The sequence below is a fragment of the Burkholderia sp. AU39826 genome (assembly GCF_020419965.1).
GTDB classification, from domain to species: domain Bacteria; phylum Pseudomonadota; class Gammaproteobacteria; order Burkholderiales; family Burkholderiaceae; genus Burkholderia; species Burkholderia semiarida.
The window spans coordinates 177,081-195,372 of record NZ_JAIZQG010000003.1; the positions used below are offsets into that span (position 1 = coordinate 177,081).

The following is an 18,292-nucleotide window of genomic DNA, read 5'->3' on the forward strand; positions in this document are numbered from 1 at the left end:
GCACCGTCGACGATACCCGCGGGCGCGTCACGCCGCGCCTGACGCGCCGAGCATCAAGTCGAGATTCTGCACGGCGGCACCGGATGCCCCTTTGCCGAGATTGTCGAACACGGCGGACAGCAGCACCTGGCCACGATCTTCGTTGACGAACACGCCGAGCCGCAGGTCGTTGGTGCCGTTCAGCGCTTGCGGGTCGAGATGCGTTGCCGCGCGTGCGTCCGCGAGCGGCATCACGTCGACGTAATGCGCATCCGCGTAGTGATGCGCGAGACACGCATGCAGGCGCTCGCCCGTCACGCCGGCCGGAAGCAGGCGCAGCTCGATCGGGATGGTGAGCACGATGCCTTGCCGATAGGCACCGTAGGCCGGCACGAAGAACGGGCGGTGCGCGAGCCCCGCATGCTGACGGATCTCGGGCACGTGCTTGTGCTCGAGCGCGAGGCCGTAGACCTGCAGCGGCAACGCGTTGGCGGCGGCGTCGCCCGATTCGAATGCGTCGACGGCGGCCCTCCCGCCGCCCGAGTAACCGGACACCGCGTGGATGCTCACCGGGTAGTCGCGCGGCAGCAGGCCCGCCTGCAACAGCGGACGAAGCAGGCCGATCGCGCCTGTCGGGTAACAGCCGGGATTGGTCACGCGCTTCGCATGAGCGATGTGCCGTGCATGTCCGTCGGCCATCTCGGGAAAGCCGTAGACCCAGTCGGGCTGCGTGCGATGGGCCGAACTCGCATCGATCACGCGTACCGCCGGGTTGCGGATGAAGCCGACCGCTTCGCGCGCGGCCGCGTCGGGCAGGCACAGGATCGCGATATCGCACGCGTTGAGCGCGTCGGCACGCCGCGCCGCGTCCTTGCGTTCGGCGGCGGGAAGCGTGAGCAGTTGCACGTCGGTGCGGTCGCGCAGCCGCGCGTGGATCTGCAACCCGGTCGTGCCCTGGTCGCCGTCGATGAAGACAATGGGGAGGCTCATGATGGTCGTGTGCGTCGCGTTCGATCGTCGGGGGAAGCCGTATCGTCCACCGAACGCCTAGAATAGGAAAAGTTGAATTTACTGACCGTCCGATTCAGCTTTCCTGAACAAGAGGTGTGTGATGCGCGAGATCAGTCTGGACCGTCTGCGTACGCTGGTCGCGATCGCGGATCACGGATCGTTCGTGGCGGCGGCGCAATGGCTTCATCTCGCGCCGCCGACCGTCAGCCTGCATGTCGCCGAGCTGGAAAGCCGCGTCGGCGCGCCGCTGCTGTCGCGCACGCGCGGCAACGTGCGCCCGTCGGCGATCGGCGAAGTGCTGGTGGAGCGGGCGCGGCGTCTGCTGGCGGAAGTCGAAGCCACGCTGGACGACGTGCAGCGACAGGTGCAGGGGTTGACGGGGCGTGTCCGCCTCGGCGCATCGACGGGTGCGATCGCGCATCTGTTGCCGCAGGCGGTGGCCGGATTGCGCGCGCGGCATCCGGATATCGACGTGCAGATCGCGGTGCTCACGTCGCAGGACACGCTGGCGCGCATTGCACAAGGCACGCTCGATGTCGGGCTGGTCGCGCTGCCGCAGGCGCCGGTCGCGGGGCTGTCGATCCGCCCATGGCGTCGAGACCCGGTGATGGCTTTCCTGCCTGTGGACTGGCCGCTTCCGGCTCGGGTGACGCCGGCGTATCTGGCCGCGCGGCCGCTGATTCTCAACGATGCGACGACGCGTCTGTCGCGGCTCACGGCCGAATGGTTCGCGCTCGCCGGCCACCGGCCCGAGCCGCGGATCGAACTCAACTACAACGATGCGATCAAGAGCCTGGTCGCCGCAGGGTACGGCGCGACGCTGCTGCCGCACGAGGCCGGGGCTCCGCTGCCGGATGCGCGCATCGTCATGCGGCCGCTACGGCCGGCGTTGTGGCGCGAGTTGGGCATTGCGCATCGGGCGGGCTCGGTCGAACGGGCGACGCAGCACGTGCTCGATGCGCTGTGGGCGCTCGGTGCGCGATAGCGGGCCGTCGTGCGGCTGGCCCGTGCCGGCCGCGCGGCCCGCACGCGTTCAGAGCCGGTTGTCTTTCGCCAGCGTGAGCACGCGCGCCCAGCGCCGCGCATCGCGCTTGTCCATCATCGGCAGCCTCCATTCGCCGTGCACGGCGTCGCGCACGCGCACGACGAGATGCCAGCGGCCGTCGATCGGCGCGGCCTCGCAACCGTCGAGTTGCGACAGCGTATAGCGGCCGTCCGCGCCGTCACGCGACAGCCACAGCAGCCCTTGCGTCGCGGACACGCGCAACTCGCCCCACGCGCGATGCACGACGTGCGTCCAGCCTTCTTCCTTCGTGTTCGGCGCGATGTCGCGGCGGCGCTTGAGCCACCATGCGATCAGCGCGATCAGCAGCGCGGCGGCCAGCACGGCGGCCGCGATCGCGACCGGCTGGCCGAACTGCGCGGCGATGACGTGAAACAGATGAACGGCGCCCCAGCCCAGGGCGATGAGCGCGAATAGCGCAATGAAAATCGGCATGTCGAATCGGAAAGGAGGACGGGCCGGCGCACGCGGCGCACCGGCCCGTCGTACACGGCATTACCGGCGGCGGTGAATGTCGTGCGTGACGAAGCCCGCGTCGTTGACGGGCAGCGCGAGGCCGTCCTTCACCGCGAGCGTCTTGCGGATGTCGTCGAGACCCGCGGACCAGTGGTCGCGCATCGTCGACAGACCGAACTGATAGTCCTTGTAGTGATGCTCGTACGCCTTCTGCTGATAGATCAGGTGCTGGATGTTGTACTTCTTCCCGCTCGACATCGCTTCGGCCTCGACGCACCACGGGTCGTTCTTGCGCTGCGCTTCCGGCACCTGTTCGAGCACGTGGCGCAGCACGTTGCGGTAGCGCTGTTCGCGCTGCAGCGTGTCGGTGACGAAACGCGTGCGGCTCGAATACTGCACGTCCTTCGTGCGCTCGGCGACGTCGGCCATCGTGCGCGGCAGCGGCCCGCGCGCGCTCCACAGATCGACCTGGAACGCGAGCGTGTCGCGGCGCGGATGCGCGCGGAGCACTTCCATCAGCGGCGTGTTCGACACGACGCCGCCGTCCCAGTAATACTCGCCGTCGATCTCGACGGGCGGGAACGCGGGCGGCAACGCACCGGACGCCATGAAATGCTCGGGCGCGAGACGGATGCGCGAGTTGTCGAAGTACACGAAGTTGCCGGTGCCGACGTTGACCGCGCCGACCGACACGCGCGTCTCGCCCGAATTGATCCGGTCGAAATCGCACAGTTTCAGCAGCGTCGTGCGCAGCGCCGACGTGTCGTACCAGCTGATTTTCTCAGGATGGTCGGACACACCCGGCAGCGGCGGCGGAAAGCGCGGCACGAAGAAGCCCTGCTGGCCCTGCATCATCGCGCTGGCGGCCTGCGACGCGGTGAAGAACGTCCGGATCTGATCGATGCTGTTGAACAGCGCGAATTCGAACGCGGCCGGAATCGTCGGAAAGAACGCCGGCTGGCAGATCGTTTCCCAGAATTCACGCAGGCGCTCGACGCGGTGCTCGGGCGCATTGCCGGCGATCAGCGCGGTGTTGAGCGCGCCGATCGAGATGCCCGCGATCCAGTCGAGCGGAATGCCTGCTTCATGCAGCCCTTCGAATACGCCGGCCTGATACGCGCCGAGCGCGCCGCCGCCCTGAAGGACGAGCGCGATCGTTTCGTACGGCAGCGACCGCGCAGCGGCCGGCGCGCCGGCTTCGTGCTGCAGATCCGCCGCATCGACGGCCTGCTTTTCTGTACGCGCGTGCGGTTTCATCAGTTGCTCCGAGAAAGCCCGCCGTGGACGGCGGTGAGGGATGGCATGACGTCGATCGACGGGACGCCATCTCGAGAAGGGAGGCGCGGAAGTCGCCTCCCGTCGGGGGAGCCGACGGCGTTACTGCATGAACCAGCCGTGGCTGACGATGAACGACTGGCCCGTGAGCGCGGCGCTCGGGAACGCCGACAGGAACAGCACCGTCTGCGCGACGTCCTGCACCGTCGTGAACACGCCGTCGACCGTGTTGCCGAGCATCACCTTCTTGATCACGTCCTCTTCGCTGATGCCGAGCTCCTTCGCCTGCTCCGGAATCTGCTTGTCGACCAGCGGCGTGCGCACGAAGCCCGGACACACGACGTGCGAACGCACGTTGTGCTTCGCGCCTTCCTTCGCCAGCACGCGGGCCAGGCCGAGCAGCCCGTGCTTGGCCGTCACGTACGCCGACTTCAGCGGCGACGCCTCGTGCGAGTGAACCGAACCCATGTAGATCACGACGCCGCCGCGATCGTCCTTGTACATGTGCTTGAGTGCGGCCTTCGTCGTCAGGAATGCGCCGTCCACGTGGATCGCCTGCATCTTTTTCCAGTCGGCGAACGAGTAGTTCTCGATCGGGTTGACGATCTGGATGCCCGCGTTCGACACGAGGATGTCGACCGAGCCGAACGCTTCGGCCACCTTGTCGATGCCGCTGTTCACGGCGTCTTCATTGGTCACGTCCATCGCGACGCCGATCGCCTTGCCGCCTGCCTTGACGATCTCGTCGGCGACCGCGTTCGCGCCGTCCTGGTTCAGGTCGGCGATCGCGACGGCCGCGCCCGCCTTGGCGAGCTCGAGCGCGATTTCCTTGCCGATGCCGCTCGCGGCGCCCGTGACGACTGCGGTCTTGCCATTCAGGTTGCTCATGTTCGAATTCCCGTGGTGAAAGGATTGACAGGGAGAAGGGACTGCGGACGCGTTACTGGCCCAGGTAATCGTAGACGACTTCGCCGAGGCCCAGCGTCAAATCCGCGACGATGTGGCGGGCCTCGACGATCTCGAGCACGGGCAGATCGGCCACCGGCGCGAGCGCGTGCGGCGCCAGCTCGAGCGATGCGGGACCCGTCCATGCGCCCTTCATCTTGATGTCCTGCATGTAATAGCGCACCAGTTCGCAGACGCGCGCGGTGCCGTCGACGTGCGGAATGATCTTCAGCAGGAAATTGGGGCCGGCGAGCCGCTTTGCCTGCTCGTCGATGTCGAGTTCCTTATGCTTGTAGCCCATCGTGCCGGTCGCGACGCGCACCTTGCCGTAATCGAGTGTGCCGAGGAGGTGATCGGTGTTTACGTGCAGCGTGGGCGACGCGAGCTTCTTCGGGAAGCCCCACAGCTCGCGGCCGCCGGCGATCGGCGGGTGATCGTCGAGATACATCGCGAGCGTATAGCCGCCCGGCTGGCCGTCGTATTCGACGGGGATCACCTGGCCGCTTTCGGTGTAATCGCCGAAGCCGGTCGAATCGGCCATGCGGATGAATTCGTAATGGACGAGCGGCTCGGTAACCTGCAGCGGCTCGGGGACGATTTCACGAAGGCGGTCCGGATCGGTGCGGTACGTGATGATCAGAAACTCACGATCGACGAAACGGTACGGGCCCATCGGGAACGCAGGGCTGGTCAACGGCATCGCAAACGCTTTCGATCGGACATCGCTGGGTTTCATGCGGACTCCTTGTTGTTGATCGCTTCGTGGATGAGTGGTCGTAATCGTATGCCTGTGCGTTGCCGTTGTGCGATGCCGCATCTGGAATTAATTGTTGCCGATTTCGAATAATTTGCGGCGTCAATATTGAGATGAACGATGCAAACGGCCGGGGCGGCACGCCGGCCGGGGCGATGGTCGCACGCGCCGATGACGCCGTGACGTGAAAAGGTGAGCCTTTACGGGAATCGCGGTGAGCTTTTACGGGAGACGGTGGCGCCAGAATATGACAATTGTGTGAACTTGTGTTGCAGTGCAGGCTCTAAGTGCGTTCGCCGCGCGGGCCTTGTCCGGGCGGCGGCCGCATCAGGTACCGCTCGAGCGGCCACGCCCTGGCATCGTTCGTATCCGACCGGGCAACCGGCCGATCTTTTTACGCCCCACGCAACCCGATTCATGCAGAACGTCAATCTCGCCCTCTTTTCCGCCATCAACGCCGGGAGTGCACCGCACCCGGGCATTGCCCGCCTCGCGATCTTCGCCGCCGACTGGCTCGTTTATGCGCTGCCCGCGATGCTGCTGCTGACCTGGATCTTCGGCGCGCGCCCCGCGCGGCGTCAGGCGATCGAGGCAGGGGTCGGCGTTTGCGTGGCGCTTGCGCTCGCGCAGGTACTCGGGCATGTCTGGTTCTCGCCGCGCCCGTTCATGGCGGGCGTCGGCACGCAGCTGATTCCGCACGCGCCGGACAGCTCGTTCCCGAGCGATCACATGACGTTCGCGTGGAGCATGGCGGTTGGCCTGCTGCTCGGCGGTACGACGCGGGTGACCGGCTTCGTGATGGCCGCGATGGCCGTGGCGATCGCATGGGGGCGCATCTATGCGGGCGTGCACTGGCCGTTCGACATGGCGGGCGGCGTGCTGGTCGGCACGGTCGGCGCACTGGCCGCGCACCTGTACGGGCAACGCGTGACCGCGCTGCTCGAACGGCTCGGCGATGCCGTGCATGCGGTCGTGATGGGGCGCCGGCAGGCGCCGTAAGCGGAAGGAAGCCGGGACGACGCGGTCAGCCGGATTAGGGCCAGCGCAAGCCCGTTATTAGCGTGAGCAGGCCCTAGCCGGGTGTGCGGGCCGATTCGGCCGAGGCGGACGGGCCGCCGCCCGCATCGTGCAGTTCGGGCGTATCGGCCGGATGCCGCGCGGCATCGCGGTCGAGGGCGCTTTCCGTCAGGATCGCGCACATCGCGACGAACAGCGCGACGACTACCGCGGCGAGGCCGCAATAACCGGCGATCTTCAGGTGGCGAAGGAAAGGCGAAGCGTGGCTTTCTTTTGTCATGACCGGGCGCTCCTGGGCGGGCTGCGGCGGCTGTCGCCCGACAGCGGCGTCGCAGTCATAGATATATACCAGCCGCGATGCCGGTGCCAAGCCCGCCGCTGCGCCGGCGCCACGATTGTTTCAGCCGCCCGGCAACCGGGCGCCCATCCCCGGTCAGTCTTCCAGCGTTTCGTGCACGGCTGCCGCGCCGCGCTTCCAGTAGGCCGCCGCGCGGATGCGCGACTTGTCGACGCCGCGTTCGCCGGTCAGGTGCTGGCGCACCGCGCGTATCGACAGCGCTTCGCCGGCCGCCCATACGTAGCCGTCGCCGGACGACGGCAGCGGCAGGTCGCGCACGGCATTCAGCAGTACGTCGCCGTGCGCCGCGTCGGCTTCGGCGCGGAAGCGCCAGATTTCGTGCACGTCGGCACGCGTATCGAACGAGATCTGCGCGGTGCGATCGGCCACTTCCAGCACGACCGCCGCGCGCGCACCGGCCGGCAATTCCTCGAGACGCCGCGCGATGGCCGGCAGCGCCGTATCGTCGCCGATCAGCAGATGCCAGTCGAAATCGGTCGGGACCACGAATGACCCGCGCGGGCCGCCGATGCCGAGCCATTGGCCGACGCGTGCCTGCGCGGCCCACTGCGATGCCGGGCCCGGATGGTTCAGCACGAATTCCAGATCGAGCTCGCAGGCGGCGCGGTCGAAGCGGCGCGGCGTGAAGTCGCGCGCGACCGGCTTCGGTTCGCCTTCCGGAAACTCGGGGCCGTTCGCGCCGAGCGTCGGCAGCGCGGGCCGCTCCGCGCCGGGCGGCGGGAAAAATACCTTCACGTGATCGTCGAACGACGCGGATTCGAAGTCCGCGAGATCGGGGCCGCCGAGCGTGACACGCAGCAGGTGCGGCGTCACGGCATGCACGCGCAGCACCTGCAGCAGGCGGAACTTGAGGGTGTGGCGCACGCGGGTGACGGTGCGTTCGGACGTGTTCTGCATCAATCCGTTCTCCTTGGGTGGTGACGGGGCGGCGCGGCTCACGCGCCGGCGCCGCCTTCGATTTCGGCCGTCGCGCGGCGCAGGATGGCGGCGATGCGGCGCTGTTCGTCGGTATCGGCGGCGCTCTTGTGCAGCAGCGCGCGCTTGAGCGCGAGACGCGCCTCGACGAATTCCGGCAGCCAGCCGGCTTGCGATTCCTCCTGCGCTTCGTTGCCCGCCGATTCCCCGGCGAACGCGCGGCGCATGAATTCCATCTTGCGGGCAAGGTGCGTGAGACGCGCGAACAGCGTATCGACGCGTTCACGCTGGGTATCGAGGTGCGCGCGGCCCGCGTCGGTCAGCGCATAGCGCTTGCGGTTGCCTTCCGCCTGCGACGCGACGAAGCCGACTTCTTCGAGGTACGTGAGCGCTGGATACACCATGCCGGGGCTTGGGCTGTAGAAGCCGTTCGAACGCGTGTCGAGCGCCTTGATCAGCTCGTAGCCGTGGCTCGGTTGCTCGGCGAGCAGCGCGAGCAGCAGCAGTTGGAGATCGTCGGAGCTGAACTGGCGGCCGCGCGGCATGCCGTCGTCGCCGAAATCGCCGAAGCCGCGCCCGCCGCGGCCGCCGAACGGACCGCTGCCGAAAGCATCGGGGCCGCCGCGACGGTGGCGGCCGATCGCGTACCAGAGACCGGCGAACCCGTCGGGGCGGGCATACGTACCATGACTGTCGCAGCGGGCATGGCCGCGGAAGAGGTTGTGCCGCATGATCGTGTCCTATGTGTCGCAAAACATATCTAAAGATATATATCGAAAGATAGGGCGTCAAGGGGATTATTGGGGGCGGGATGGTGGCGTTGGGCGGGAGTGGAGGGCTTGTGGTTGACGTTTGCAGAAAAGGTCGCCTTGCCCGCAGTTGGCAGAATCTTCTGCCGAAAACGTGTCCAGCGTCTCGAGACGGAGATCGTGGCCGTAGCTTTGAGAACCCGGATCCGGTGATGGATTTTTCTCGGAGATGCTGTCCGGACCCTCATCGAGGAGGCGGCATGAGATTGGCGTTTTCAAAGTGCCGCCAATGAATGTTCGATGGCCGCAAGTAATTCGGATCGCGTACTAATGCGGGCAGGTGCATGCCTGGTAACGGCGCTATTTCAGATCAGCACATTGCTCAACGGAGCGTAATGGTAGCTGCGCCAGTCCGTCGTCCAGAGAGTCCGGGCCGGTGTCACGCTATGTACCGGCGGGGTAGGCGGGCGATCGGCCGATAAATATCCCTTTCGACATCGATCGGCAGTTCGAGTGGTACCACGAGGGAATGGATGCCGACGCTTTGCGGTGCATGTGGCCGCGGGCGATTCCGTGCAATACGGCGAGCCGGACGATTCGATCGCGCTGCGCCCGCGGTGCGACTATTAACACCATCGTATAAGGTCCAAACTCCCACGAGGTGATATTGCCGCGGCCGACTGTTCTCTAGACTTCCGGTTAATCCTTCTACCGCAACGATTTCCGGAGAACAGCATGGACCGTACTCTGCATGCGATGTCAGTGTTTAGTCACGTCGCCCGACTGGGCAGTTTCACAGCAGCGGCTGAGATGCTCGGTATCAGTGCAGCGTCGGCCAGCACGCTGGTCCGTCGATTGGAGGAGCATCTCGGCGTCACGCTGCTTCAGCGGTCCACCCGTTGTGTTCGCCTCACCACGGAGGGGGAGCAGTATCAGGAGCACTGCCAGCGCATTCTCGGCGAGATCGAGCATATGCAGCAGCAACTCAGCGGGGCGGGGAAGATCGCGCGTGGGCGGCTGGCGGTGGACCTCGACCAGGAGGTCGCGCATTCGGTTTTGCCGCTCGTGCCGGCTTTCCACGCTAGTTACCCCGAGGTGGGCTTGCGCGTGGACGTCGGCGGGGATGCGGACGGCCTGATCGCCAACGGCGTGGACTGCGCCGTCGTCGTCGGACAACTCGCGGATTCGTCGCTGCGTAGCCGGCGCGTCGGGAATTTTCACGTGGTGACCGTCGCCAGTCCGGACTATCTGCGTGTTCGGGGCACGCCGGCCGACCCGGATAGCCTTCATTGCCACGATGTCATCCATTACACCCCGAGGCGCTTCGGCCCAGCCCGGGAATTCCGCTACACCGTGGACGGAGCAGAGACACGGCTCAAGCTGGCGGAGCGCATTTCCGTCAATGACGTCCGTTCGGCGGTTCGTTATGCGGTGGAGGGTGTCGGTATTGCCCAGGTCAGCGAGCGTATGGTGACGGAAGAGCTCGCAAAAGGGCGGCTCGTCACCGTGCTCGACGAGTATGGTCCGCCGCCGCTACCGATTTCTGTCCTCTATCCGGACCGCCGGCAGGTGCCGATGTCGATACGGGCGTTCATCGACTGGATTCAAGCCCAGCTTCGCGATCTGGAGACTGCCAGCTTCGACGGCACGCCCGCGATCGACGGCGGGCGCGACGCAGCGCCATACTGGATGGCGGGCAGTGGCCGACACGACTCGCGGTTCATGCCCAAGGGGCTGCAGCAACTGGCAGCGACTGCCGCAACTGCATGACACACGCGGGCAACGCACGACGGTGTTGGCCGAGACGGCACTCATACCGAAGTATAGTTTGCGCGCCGATTGCCGGCGGCATAGGATGCGGTCGAGCCGCCGACCTCAAATGCTCGCGTTCTCGATATTTTTACTGAATTGAAGGTCAAGGACCGCTCGTATGCCGAACCAAGGTATTGTTTCCATCGTCGATGATGACCGGTCCATCCGCAGGGCCACGCGAAGCCTCGTTCGCTCGCTCGGCTGGGAGGTCAGGGTCTACGAATCCGGCGAGGAGTTCCTTGACGCCGACTTGATAATGGACGTCGCGTGTATCATTTCGGACGTCCAGATGAAAGGCATCACAGGGCTGGAGATGTATGAAGCGCTTCTCGAGCGCGGACCGGCTCCGCCCGTGATCTTCATCACGGCTTTTCCATCCGAAACCACCCGCGAGCAAGCGATGAAGCTTGGCGCGATCTGCGTATTCAGCAAACCGGTGGATCCGGCGCAGATCAAGCAGCGCCTGGAGGAGATCGGCTCGGAGAGCAATCGGACCTGATCCGGAAATCCGTCTTTACCGAGTGACTCTATGAATAACGACCGCCAGGCGGGTGACGGCCACGGCGCATACGCGGATCCGATCATCGCTCCGGCCGAACTCGCGGCGGCGCGTGCGTCCGAGCTCGGGCCCAATCTCCAGGCGCAGCTCCGAAACAGTCAGCCCGCGGTGTACGCGGTCGCGATCGCGTTGGGCCTCGCGGTATTCCTTGTCGACGCGTTTGCGCCTGTCGACGTCGCCGTCGCGGTCCTGTATGTCGTCGTGGTGCTGCTGGTCGCGTCGGTCGCGTCCCAAACGGTCACCGTCGGCGTGGCCTGGGCCTGCGTATCCCTGACGGTCCTCGGATTTCTTCTGGCTCAGAGCGACCAGATAGCCGTCAGTTCGCTCGCGCGCTGTATCGTGAGCGTCATTGCGATCGTGACGGTCTCGGCATTGGCGTTGCGCAATCAGAGCAGCAGGGCGACGCTGCAGAACCAGGTCGACTTGCTCAATCTGACCCACGACGCGATCGTGGTGTACGGGCTCGACGGGCGTATCCGATTCTGGAGCAAAGGCGCGGAGCGCCTATACGGATGGAGCGCGCAAGAAGCGTTCGGGAAAGCGTTCCATGAGCTGACGCGCACCGGCGCCGCGCTGCCGATTGCCGACCTGATCGAGAAGACGGTGACGCACGGCAACTGGCAGGGAGAGCTCACGCGCATTCGCAAGAACGGCGAGCGCGTCGTGATTTCCAGCCGATGGATCGTGTCGCGAGACAAGTCGGGCTTGCCCGTCGCCATTCTTTCCACCGATAGCGACGTCACTCAGGCGAAATCGCTGGAAGCCGAATTGCGCCGCCAGAAGGAAGAGCTCGTGGCCACCGTCGACGCGATTCCCGCGATGGTCTGGAGCACGGACGAAGACGGGCGCTTGCTGTACCTCAATCGGCGCTGGACGGATTACGGTGTGCGGACCAGTGACGGCACGGATGTATGGCGCGATATCGTTCATGCCGACGACATCGAGACGTTGCGCGCCGCGTGGCGCCAGGCGATTTCCACGGGAAGCCCGTTCGAGGTGACGGCGCGCGTGCAGCTCGGCAGCGGCGAGTATCGTTGCATGATCGTCGGTGCCGCGCCCTTGCGCGGCGGAGACGGCCGGATCCTGCGCTGGTACGGCGTCAACACGGACATCGAGGCGCGCCGGCAAGCCGAGCAGGCGCTCGAGCGATCGCGCGCGGAGCTGGCGCATGTCACGCGGGTAACGATGCTCGGCGAGCTGGCGGCTTCGATCGCGCATGAAGTCACCCAACCGCTGGCTGCGATAGTCACGTCGGGTGAGGCAGGGCTGCGCTGGCTGGACCACGACGTGCCGGATCTCGTCGAGGTGCGGGATTCCGTCGAGCAGATGACCGACGACGCGAGACGGGCGACGGATATCATCCGGCAGATCCGTGCGATGGCCAAGCGCAGAGACAGGGACGACGCGCTCGTCGACGTGACGTCCATCGTCGAACAATCGATCGATCTCGTGCGCCGCGAGCTTCAGATTCACGGCGTCGAGGTCGCGCAAAGCTGCGAGCCGTCGCTCTGGGTCCGCGGAGATCGTGTCCAGTTGCAGCAGGTCATCATCAACCTCCTGATGAATGCCGTTCAGGCGATGAGCGACGTCGCGGACCGCAAGCGGACCCTGGTCGTGTCGACCGGGCTGGTCGATGGCGCGAACGTGCAGGTACGCGTGGAGGATTCCGGCCCCGGCATTCGCAGCGAAGACGTCAATTCGTTGTTTACGCCGTTCTTCACCACCAAGAAGGAGGGCATGGGCATGGGGCTCTCGATTTGCCGTTCGATCGTTGAGGGGCATGGCGGCCGCATCTGGGCCGAGTCGCAAGAAAACAAGGGGGCATCGATGCAGTTCGTTCTACCGCTTGAAGGAATCACGCAGTCATGAGCCACGGTCCCGATCTCATCGCAACAAACTCCGTCGTGTACGTTGTCGACGATGACGATTCCATGCGCAAGGCGCTCGGCCGGCTGTTTCGCTCGGTTGGCTTGAGTGTCGAGCTCTTTGGCTCCGCGCAGGAGTTTCTAGATTTCGACAAACCCGATGTGCCGAGCTGTCTGATTCTCGACGTCCGGCTCAAAGGACAGAGCGGACTGGCGTTGCAGGAGCAGATCGTCGCGGGCGACGTGCAGCTGCCGATCATCTTCATTACGGCTCATGGCGATGTCGAGATGTCGGTGAAGGCGATGAAGAACGGGGCGCTGGATTTCCTGTCCAAGCCCTTTCGCGACCAGGACATGCTCGATGTCGTCCAGAATGCGTTGCTGAAGGATGAGAAGCGGCGGAAGTCGGAGAGCCGTGTCGCCGACGTGCGCCGCCGCTACCAGACGCTGACGCCGCGCGAGCGCGAGGTGATGAAATACGTCGTGAGCGGCCTCCTGAACAAGCAGATTGCCGCAGAACTCGGATTGAGCGAAATCACCGTGAAGATCCATCGCGGCCACGCAATGCGGAAGATGGGCGCGCGAACCCTGCCCGAGTTCGTGCTGGGCGCGCAATCGCTGGGGCTGGATCCTGCCGCGGAGTAGCAGTACCGATCTCGACGCGCGTCGGCGCCGCGCCGCGTCAGCGCAACGGAACACGCCGGTGGGGCGATCCGGCCGCATCGCCCTGTCGATCCGGAGCGAACCGGAATCGCGGCCCGGGGGCTATCTGTTGACGATGTGTTTCGGCAACGACAGCGTCAGGCAGAAGCCCAGCAACAGGCACGCGATCATGCACGAGACGGGAAGCGCGAAGCTCCCGGACGACTGTTTGAGAACGCCGACCACATAGGGGCCGAAAAAGCCGCCGATGTTGCCGATCGCGCTGATCCATGCGATGCCGCTGGCGGCGTTGCCGGGGCCGAGAACCGCCGTGGGCATTCCCCAAAACACCGGGGGAAGAGAAAGCAATCCCGCATTCGCGATGCACAGTGCCATCACGGTAAGCCACAGATTGCCGTGCCAGACGAGGGCGAGTGTCAGCCCCAACGCCGCCAGCAAGAATAGGGCGGCGGTGTGGATGCGCCGCTCTCGGCGGCGATCCGCGCTTTGTCCGGCCGTGATCATCACGATCATCGCGAACGCGTTGGGCAGCGCCGCAATCAATCCGATGAAGAGATCCCTGCCCACGCCGAGCGACTTGATCATCGTGGGCGCCCATAGCGTGTAGCCGTAAATGCCGACGACGTCGAGGAAATAGATCAGCCCGAATACCCAAAAGATCCAGCTGCCGAACATCGCGTTGTTGTTCGCCGAAGCGGCGAGAGCACGATCTTCGGCAAGCGTTCGGGTGAGGTAGGCTCGGTCGGCCTCCGTCTCGTGGCGGCTTTGGGTGACATCGTCCTCGAGATACTTCCAGCAGAGAAGCGCGGCGACGAACGCCGGCAGCGCCTCGACCATCAACATCCATTTCCAGCCGGAAAGCCCGCCGATTCCGTCGAAGTACTCCATGATGAAGCCGCTCAGCGGCGAGCCGATCAGACCGGACAGCGGCAGCGCCGCGTAGAAGGTGGACAGCACCCGCGCGCGGTGGTATCGCGGGAACGACTGGGAGATGTAATAAACGATACCGGGCACGAGCCCGGCCTCCGCCACCCCGAGCAGATAGCGCATGACATAGAACTGCTTGGGCGTCGCGATGAAGGTGGTCAATGCCGAAACGATCGCCCACGACAGGATGATTCGCGTGAGCCATCGCTTGGCGCCCACCCGCTGCAGGATCATGTTGCTCGGAACTTCGAACACCACGTAGCCCAGCGCGAAAGTACCCGCACCGAATCCGAACACCGCATCGGTGAAACCCAGGTCGACCCCCATCTGGAGTTTCGCGAAGCTGACGTTGATGCGGTCGACGTATGCGGCAACATACGCAAACATGAAAATGGGCAGGATTCGCAGCGCGAGATGCCGCGAAATACGATTTTCCCGCGCTTCGTCGTTCGGGTCGTTGCTATCGACCGGATGACCGGATGCGCGCGTCGCGTTCAGATCCAAGAGGTTCCCCCGTTGCTCGGCGAGCAAGGCCGCACAAATGTGTCGACATCGACGCCAGTGATCGTCGATATCGGATGCCAGCAGCAATTCATGTATCCACTCCACGACGCACGGCCGTGCCCGCACTTCGTTCGCGTCGGTAACGAGGCGCAGGCAATGCTGGATGAGGTGGAAGAACGGCGACTTTGCCCATCGTTCACTCGAGGCGTCCGGACCGGGACGCCGGTGTTGACGAAGGCATATTTTTCTCAGGGCCCGCGATCGCGGAACTGCCCGTGCGGCACATGACGGGCTGGCGTTGCGCGATTCGAACTCGTCCGGAGATTTTACCGGATAGTGTCGATCGCAGGAGAGCGGCTGTCAGCATTTTTATCGTGGCGGCGACGACTGAATTGGAAGCGCGAAAGCCGCCGCGACGCAAAGCGCGTCGTGGCGGCACGAGCATCGGGCTGGCCCCGCGTTCGGTGGGGCAAGCCAGGCAAATGGCAAAAGCACTCGCTTATTTGATGGTGGCGAAGAGCAGATTGAGGCCTTCGGCGAGAAGCGGATGGGCGATGATGGCGTCGCGCACGGACGTGTACGGCAGGTTTCCGATCATTGCCATTTGCACGACCGACATCACTTCGCCCGCCCCCGAGCCGACCATCGTGAACCCCAGGATCTGTCCGGTTTCGGGCGCCACGAGTGCCTTCATGAAGCCTCGCGTCGTTCCGTTGGTGCGGGCTCTCGGCACGGCCGCCATCGGCAATTTCGCGACGATGACGGGCGTGTTGCGCGCCTTGGCGTCCGCTTCGTTCAGGCCGATGCGCCCCAGTTCCGGATCGGTGAACAACGCGTACGGAATGATGCGCGCTGCCGTGCTGCCTGCCCGCCCTTCGATACCGGCCTTCAGTACGCGATAGTCGTCGAACGACGCGTGCGTGAACATCGGCGTGCCGGCGACCTCGCCGATCGCCCACGTTCGTTCCGCGGTGGTCGCGAGCGCGTCGTCGACCTTGATGAAGCCCCGCTCGTCGCGATCGACGCCTGCCAGATCCAGGCCGATGCCGTCGGCGACCGGCCGCCGGCCTGCCGCGACGAGCAGATGACTGCCGTCGATCGATGTGCCGTCGTCGAGCTTGACCGTGACGCCTGTACCCGAGCGCCCGGTTACGCCGGCAATCCGGGCAGACAGATGCAGCGAGATGCCGTCGTCCTCGAGCGCGCGCTGGATTTCGACGCTGACGTCCTCGTCCTCGCGAATGGCGACCCGCGGTGCGTCGTGAATGAGTGCGACCTCGCTGCCGAGGCGCCGAAACGCCTGGGCCATCTCCAGGCCGATGTAGCCGCCGCCGATCACGATGAGCTTTTTCGGCAGCACGTCGAGGTTCAGCGCTTCAACGTGTGTGAGCGGGCTCGAGTCACGCAGGCCGGGCACGTCCGGAACCGCCGCCACGGTGCCGGTGTTGATATAGACGTTCTCGCCTTCGAACAGCTGTTCGGAGCCGTCGCCGGCCCGAACGAGGATGCGTCGCGGCGCGACGAACCGACCGGAACCGATCACGAGATCGAGGCCCGACTGTTCGAAAGCGCGGCGGTTGATATCCACCATGCCGTCGACGACTGCGCGGACGTTCGCATGCACGCGCGCCATGTCTGCAAGATGGTGCGCGTCGGCAGACGCCGCTCGCCACGCATGCATGTTGCGCGCGTTCTGAATCAACGTCTTGCTGGGGATGCACGCGACGTTGATGCATGAACCGCCGATCATGCCGCGTTCGATGACGGCGACGCGCTTGCCGCTTCGGGCGAGGTCCATCGCCAGGGATTTTCCGCCCTTGCCGCCGCCGAGGAACAGGTATTCGTATTGCTTCGCGCTTTCCATAACGTTACTCCTTGATTAAAGACAGACGAATCCGCGAGATCGACGCGCGACGTCCGCTCGGCGCGCGCACGCCGGCCTTACTCGGCCCAGATCGCAGTACGGACACCGGCGGCATACGCCGGATCGATGCGCTCGAGATGGGCGAGCACTCTGTCGACCACGTCCTGCGGGACGCCGCTGATCGCCCGCCCGATGTTGGCGAACAGTCTCTCCTTCTGGTCGGCGCTGAACAGACGGAACAGCGCGCGGGGCTGGCTGTAATAGTCGTCATCGTCACGATGGTCGTAACGGTCGACCGTGCCTGCCTGCACCGGCGGTTCGGCCGCTGCTGGATTCGCGGCGAAGTCGCCGTGACGGCTGGGTTCGTAGTTCACGGTGCTGCCGAGGTTGCCGTCGACACGCATCGCGCCATCGCGATGGAACGAGTGAAACGGGCAGCGCGGCGCATTGACGGGGATCTGGTGATGATTGATGCCGAGCCGGTAGCGCTGCGCGTCGCCGTACGAAAACAGGCGCCCCTGAAGCAAGCGGTCCGGCGAAAACCCGATTCCGGGTACGACGTTCGCCGGCGTGAACGCGGCCTGCTCGACGTCCGCGAAATAATTCTTGGGGTTCCGGTTCAGCTCGATCGTCCCGACGTCGATCAGCGGGTAATCGTTGTGCGGCCAGACTTTGGTGATGTCGAACGGGTTGTACGGCACCTTCGATGCGTCCGCTTCCGGCATCACCTGGATGCGGAAATGCCATCTCGGGAAGTTACCGTGTTCGATCGCCTCGTAGAGATCGCGCTGCGCGGACTCGCGATCCTGACCGACCACGCGAGCGGCTTCCGCATCCGTATAGTTTTCGATGCCTTGTGCGGACTTGAAATGGAACTTCACGTAGAAGCGTTCGTTCGCCGCGTTGACGAACGAGAACGTGTGCGAGCCGAAGCCGTGCATTTGCCGGTAGTTCTTCGGGATGCCGCGATCGCTCATCAGGATCGTGACCTGATGCAGCGACTCGGGATGGCGCGACCAGAAATCCCACACCGCGACGTTGTTGCGCATGTTCGTCCGCGGATCGCGCTTTTGCGTGTGGATGAAATCCGGAAACTTGAGCGGATCCCGCACGAAGAACACGGGCGTGTTGTTGCCGACGATGTCCCAGTTCCCTTCCTCCGTGTAGAACTTGATCGAGAAACCGCGCACGTCGCGCTCCGCGTCGGCGGCGCCGCGCTCGCCCGCGACCGTCGAGAATCGCATGAAAATCGGCGTTTCCTTGCCAACCTGGTCGAAGACCTTGGCTTTCGTGTAGCGCGAGATGTCGTGCGTGACCTTCAGCGTTCCGAAGGCGCCCGATCCCTTCGCATGTACGCGACGCTCGGGAATTACCTCGCGGTCGAAATGGGCCAGCTTTTCAACGAGCCACATGTCCTGCAATACGACCGGGCCACGCGCGCCGGCTGTCATCGAGTTCTGGTTGTCGGATACGGGGGCGCCGGCGGCGGTCGTCAGGCTCTTGTCGGACATTGTTGTCAGCCTCAAGTCGTTTGTCGTTCGGTGAGTGATCGAATTGCGGGGGGCGGAAGGCGGCG

The 18,292-nt window shown here is 64.9% G+C and carries 17 protein-coding genes; 6 read left to right on the forward strand and 11 right to left on the reverse strand.

The genetic code is table 11. The features are described from left to right. Positions 1-27 precede the first annotated feature (27 nt). Entirely contained in the window at positions 28-969 is a 942-nt protein-coding gene (argC, locus tag LGM42_RS09820; protein WP_060317658.1) for an N-acetyl-gamma-glutamyl-phosphate reductase, read from the reverse strand. A 121-nt stretch (positions 970-1,090) separates the two neighbouring features. On the opposite strand from argC, the gene LGM42_RS09825 reads away from it, so the two are divergent. Continuing rightward, on the forward strand, positions 1,091-1,975 hold the full coding sequence (locus LGM42_RS09825) for a LysR family transcriptional regulator (protein WP_060317656.1): 885 nt from the start codon (positions 1,091-1,093) through the stop codon (positions 1,973-1,975). A gap of 48 nt (positions 1,976-2,023) precedes the next feature. On the opposite strand, the gene LGM42_RS09830 is transcribed toward LGM42_RS09825, so the two are convergent. From LGM42_RS09830 to LGM42_RS09845, 4 genes are all read right to left on the reverse strand, one after another. Next, positions 2,024-2,488 (reverse strand): hypothetical protein, encoded by a 465-nt coding sequence (locus LGM42_RS09830; protein ID WP_060317653.1) that lies wholly within the window; start codon positions 2,486-2,488, stop codon positions 2,024-2,026. Positions 2,489-2,548: 60 nt separating this feature from the next. Then, a complete protein-coding gene (locus LGM42_RS09835) occupies positions 2,549-3,766 on the reverse strand; it encodes a patatin-like phospholipase family protein (RefSeq protein ID WP_060317650.1) in 1,218 nt (405 codons plus the stop codon). A gap of 120 nt (positions 3,767-3,886) precedes the next feature. After that, entirely contained in the window at positions 3,887-4,672 is a 786-nt protein-coding gene (locus LGM42_RS09840) for a 3-hydroxybutyrate dehydrogenase (RefSeq protein ID WP_060317647.1), read from the reverse strand. A 52-nt stretch (positions 4,673-4,724) separates the two neighbouring features. Continuing rightward, the gene (locus LGM42_RS09845) at positions 4,725-5,465 is read right to left on the reverse strand and encodes an acetoacetate decarboxylase (protein WP_060317644.1); all 741 of its coding nucleotides are present in this window, start codon (positions 5,463-5,465) and stop codon (positions 4,725-4,727) included. 435 nt (positions 5,466-5,900) lie between these two features. Here LGM42_RS09845 and LGM42_RS09850 point away from each other — a divergent pair, with 435 nt between their 5' ends. Next, complete coding sequence (locus LGM42_RS09850) at positions 5,901-6,482, forward strand: undecaprenyl-diphosphatase (RefSeq protein WP_226232109.1); 582 nt, start codon at positions 5,901-5,903, stop codon at positions 6,480-6,482. Between the two features lie 73 nt (positions 6,483-6,555). On the opposite strand, the gene LGM42_RS09855 is transcribed toward LGM42_RS09850, so the two are convergent. The 3 genes from LGM42_RS09855 to LGM42_RS09865 form a co-directional block, all read right to left on the reverse strand. After that, positions 6,556-6,780: a hypothetical protein gene (locus LGM42_RS09855; protein ID WP_226232228.1), complete on the reverse strand. Its 225-nt coding sequence runs from the start codon at positions 6,778-6,780 to the stop codon at positions 6,556-6,558. A 153-nt stretch (positions 6,781-6,933) separates the two neighbouring features. Beyond that, positions 6,934-7,755, reverse strand: coding sequence for a siderophore-interacting protein (locus LGM42_RS09860; RefSeq protein WP_226232110.1), 822 nt, complete (start codon positions 7,753-7,755; stop codon positions 6,934-6,936). Between the two features lie 38 nt (positions 7,756-7,793). Next, a complete protein-coding gene (locus LGM42_RS09865) occupies positions 7,794-8,504 on the reverse strand; it encodes a PadR family transcriptional regulator (protein ID WP_226232111.1) in 711 nt (236 codons plus the stop codon). A gap of 753 nt (positions 8,505-9,257) precedes the next feature. On the opposite strand from LGM42_RS09865, the gene LGM42_RS09870 reads away from it, so the two are divergent. From LGM42_RS09870 to LGM42_RS09885, 4 genes are all read left to right on the forward strand, one after another. Then, complete coding sequence (locus LGM42_RS09870; RefSeq protein WP_226232112.1) at positions 9,258-10,292, forward strand: LysR family transcriptional regulator; 1,035 nt, start codon at positions 9,258-9,260, stop codon at positions 10,290-10,292. A gap of 160 nt (positions 10,293-10,452) precedes the next feature. Beyond that, positions 10,453-10,833: a response regulator transcription factor gene (locus LGM42_RS09875; protein WP_059581410.1), complete on the forward strand. Its 381-nt coding sequence runs from the start codon at positions 10,453-10,455 to the stop codon at positions 10,831-10,833. Between the two features lie 30 nt (positions 10,834-10,863). Continuing rightward, positions 10,864-12,762, forward strand: coding sequence for a PAS domain-containing sensor histidine kinase (locus tag LGM42_RS09880; RefSeq protein WP_226232113.1), 1,899 nt, complete (start codon positions 10,864-10,866; stop codon positions 12,760-12,762). Then, positions 12,759-13,403, forward strand: coding sequence for a response regulator transcription factor (locus LGM42_RS09885; RefSeq protein WP_059644999.1), 645 nt, complete (start codon positions 12,759-12,761; stop codon positions 13,401-13,403). Before LGM42_RS09880 ends, LGM42_RS09885 begins: the two co-directional genes overlap by 4 nt. Positions 13,404-13,523: 120 nt before the next feature. Here the strand turns inward: LGM42_RS09885 and LGM42_RS09890 are convergent, their stop codons facing one another. The 3 genes from LGM42_RS09890 to LGM42_RS09900 form a co-directional block, all read right to left on the reverse strand. Further along, positions 13,524-14,852 (reverse strand): MFS transporter, encoded by a 1,329-nt coding sequence (locus LGM42_RS09890; protein WP_060317625.1) that lies wholly within the window; start codon positions 14,850-14,852, stop codon positions 13,524-13,526. Between the two features lie 499 nt (positions 14,853-15,351). After that, positions 15,352-16,716, reverse strand: a complete 1,365-nt coding sequence (locus tag LGM42_RS09895) for an FAD-dependent oxidoreductase (protein WP_226232114.1) — start codon at positions 16,714-16,716, stop codon at positions 15,352-15,354. A gap of 77 nt (positions 16,717-16,793) precedes the next feature. Then, complete coding sequence (locus tag LGM42_RS09900) at positions 16,794-18,227, reverse strand: catalase (protein ID WP_226232115.1); 1,434 nt, start codon at positions 18,225-18,227, stop codon at positions 16,794-16,796. Positions 18,228-18,292 lie beyond the last annotated feature (65 nt).

Excerpts from the sequence above, each read along its gene's own strand:
- LGM42_RS09865 (WP_226232111.1), bottom strand. The coding sequence starts at position 8,504 with ATGCGGCACAACCTCTTCCGCGGCCATGCCCGCTGCGACAGTCATGGT.
- argC (WP_060317658.1), bottom strand. The coding sequence starts at position 969 with ATGAGCCTCCCCATTGTCTTCATCGACGGCGACCAGGGCACGACCGGG.
- LGM42_RS09875 (WP_059581410.1), top strand. The coding sequence starts at position 10,453 with ATGCCGAACCAAGGTATTGTTTCCATCGTCGATGATGACCGGTCCATC.
- LGM42_RS09835 (WP_060317650.1), bottom strand. The coding sequence starts at position 3,766 with ATGAAACCGCACGCGCGTACAGAAAAGCAGGCCGTCGATGCGGCGGAT.
- LGM42_RS09845 (WP_060317644.1), bottom strand. The coding sequence starts at position 5,465 with ATGAAACCCAGCGATGTCCGATCGAAAGCGTTTGCGATGCCGTTGACC.
- LGM42_RS09885 (WP_059644999.1), top strand. The coding sequence starts at position 12,759 with ATGAGCCACGGTCCCGATCTCATCGCAACAAACTCCGTCGTGTACGTT.
- LGM42_RS09825 (WP_060317656.1), top strand. The coding sequence starts at position 1,091 with ATGCGCGAGATCAGTCTGGACCGTCTGCGTACGCTGGTCGCGATCGCG.
- LGM42_RS09840 (WP_060317647.1), bottom strand. The coding sequence starts at position 4,672 with ATGAGCAACCTGAATGGCAAGACCGCAGTCGTCACGGGCGCCGCGAGC.
- LGM42_RS09855 (WP_226232228.1), bottom strand. The coding sequence starts at position 6,780 with ATGACAAAAGAAAGCCACGCTTCGCCTTTCCTTCGCCACCTGAAGATC.
- LGM42_RS09870 (WP_226232112.1), top strand. The coding sequence starts at position 9,258 with ATGGACCGTACTCTGCATGCGATGTCAGTGTTTAGTCACGTCGCCCGA.
- LGM42_RS09850 (WP_226232109.1), top strand. The coding sequence starts at position 5,901 with ATGCAGAACGTCAATCTCGCCCTCTTTTCCGCCATCAACGCCGGGAGT.
- LGM42_RS09860 (WP_226232110.1), bottom strand. The coding sequence starts at position 7,755 with ATGCAGAACACGTCCGAACGCACCGTCACCCGCGTGCGCCACACCCTC.
- LGM42_RS09895 (WP_226232114.1), bottom strand. The coding sequence starts at position 16,716 with ATGGAAAGCGCGAAGCAATACGAATACCTGTTCCTCGGCGGCGGCAAG.
- LGM42_RS09880 (WP_226232113.1), top strand. The coding sequence starts at position 10,864 with ATGAATAACGACCGCCAGGCGGGTGACGGCCACGGCGCATACGCGGAT.
- LGM42_RS09830 (WP_060317653.1), bottom strand. The coding sequence starts at position 2,488 with ATGCCGATTTTCATTGCGCTATTCGCGCTCATCGCCCTGGGCTGGGGC.
- LGM42_RS09900 (WP_226232115.1), bottom strand. The coding sequence starts at position 18,227 with ATGTCCGACAAGAGCCTGACGACCGCCGCCGGCGCCCCCGTATCCGAC.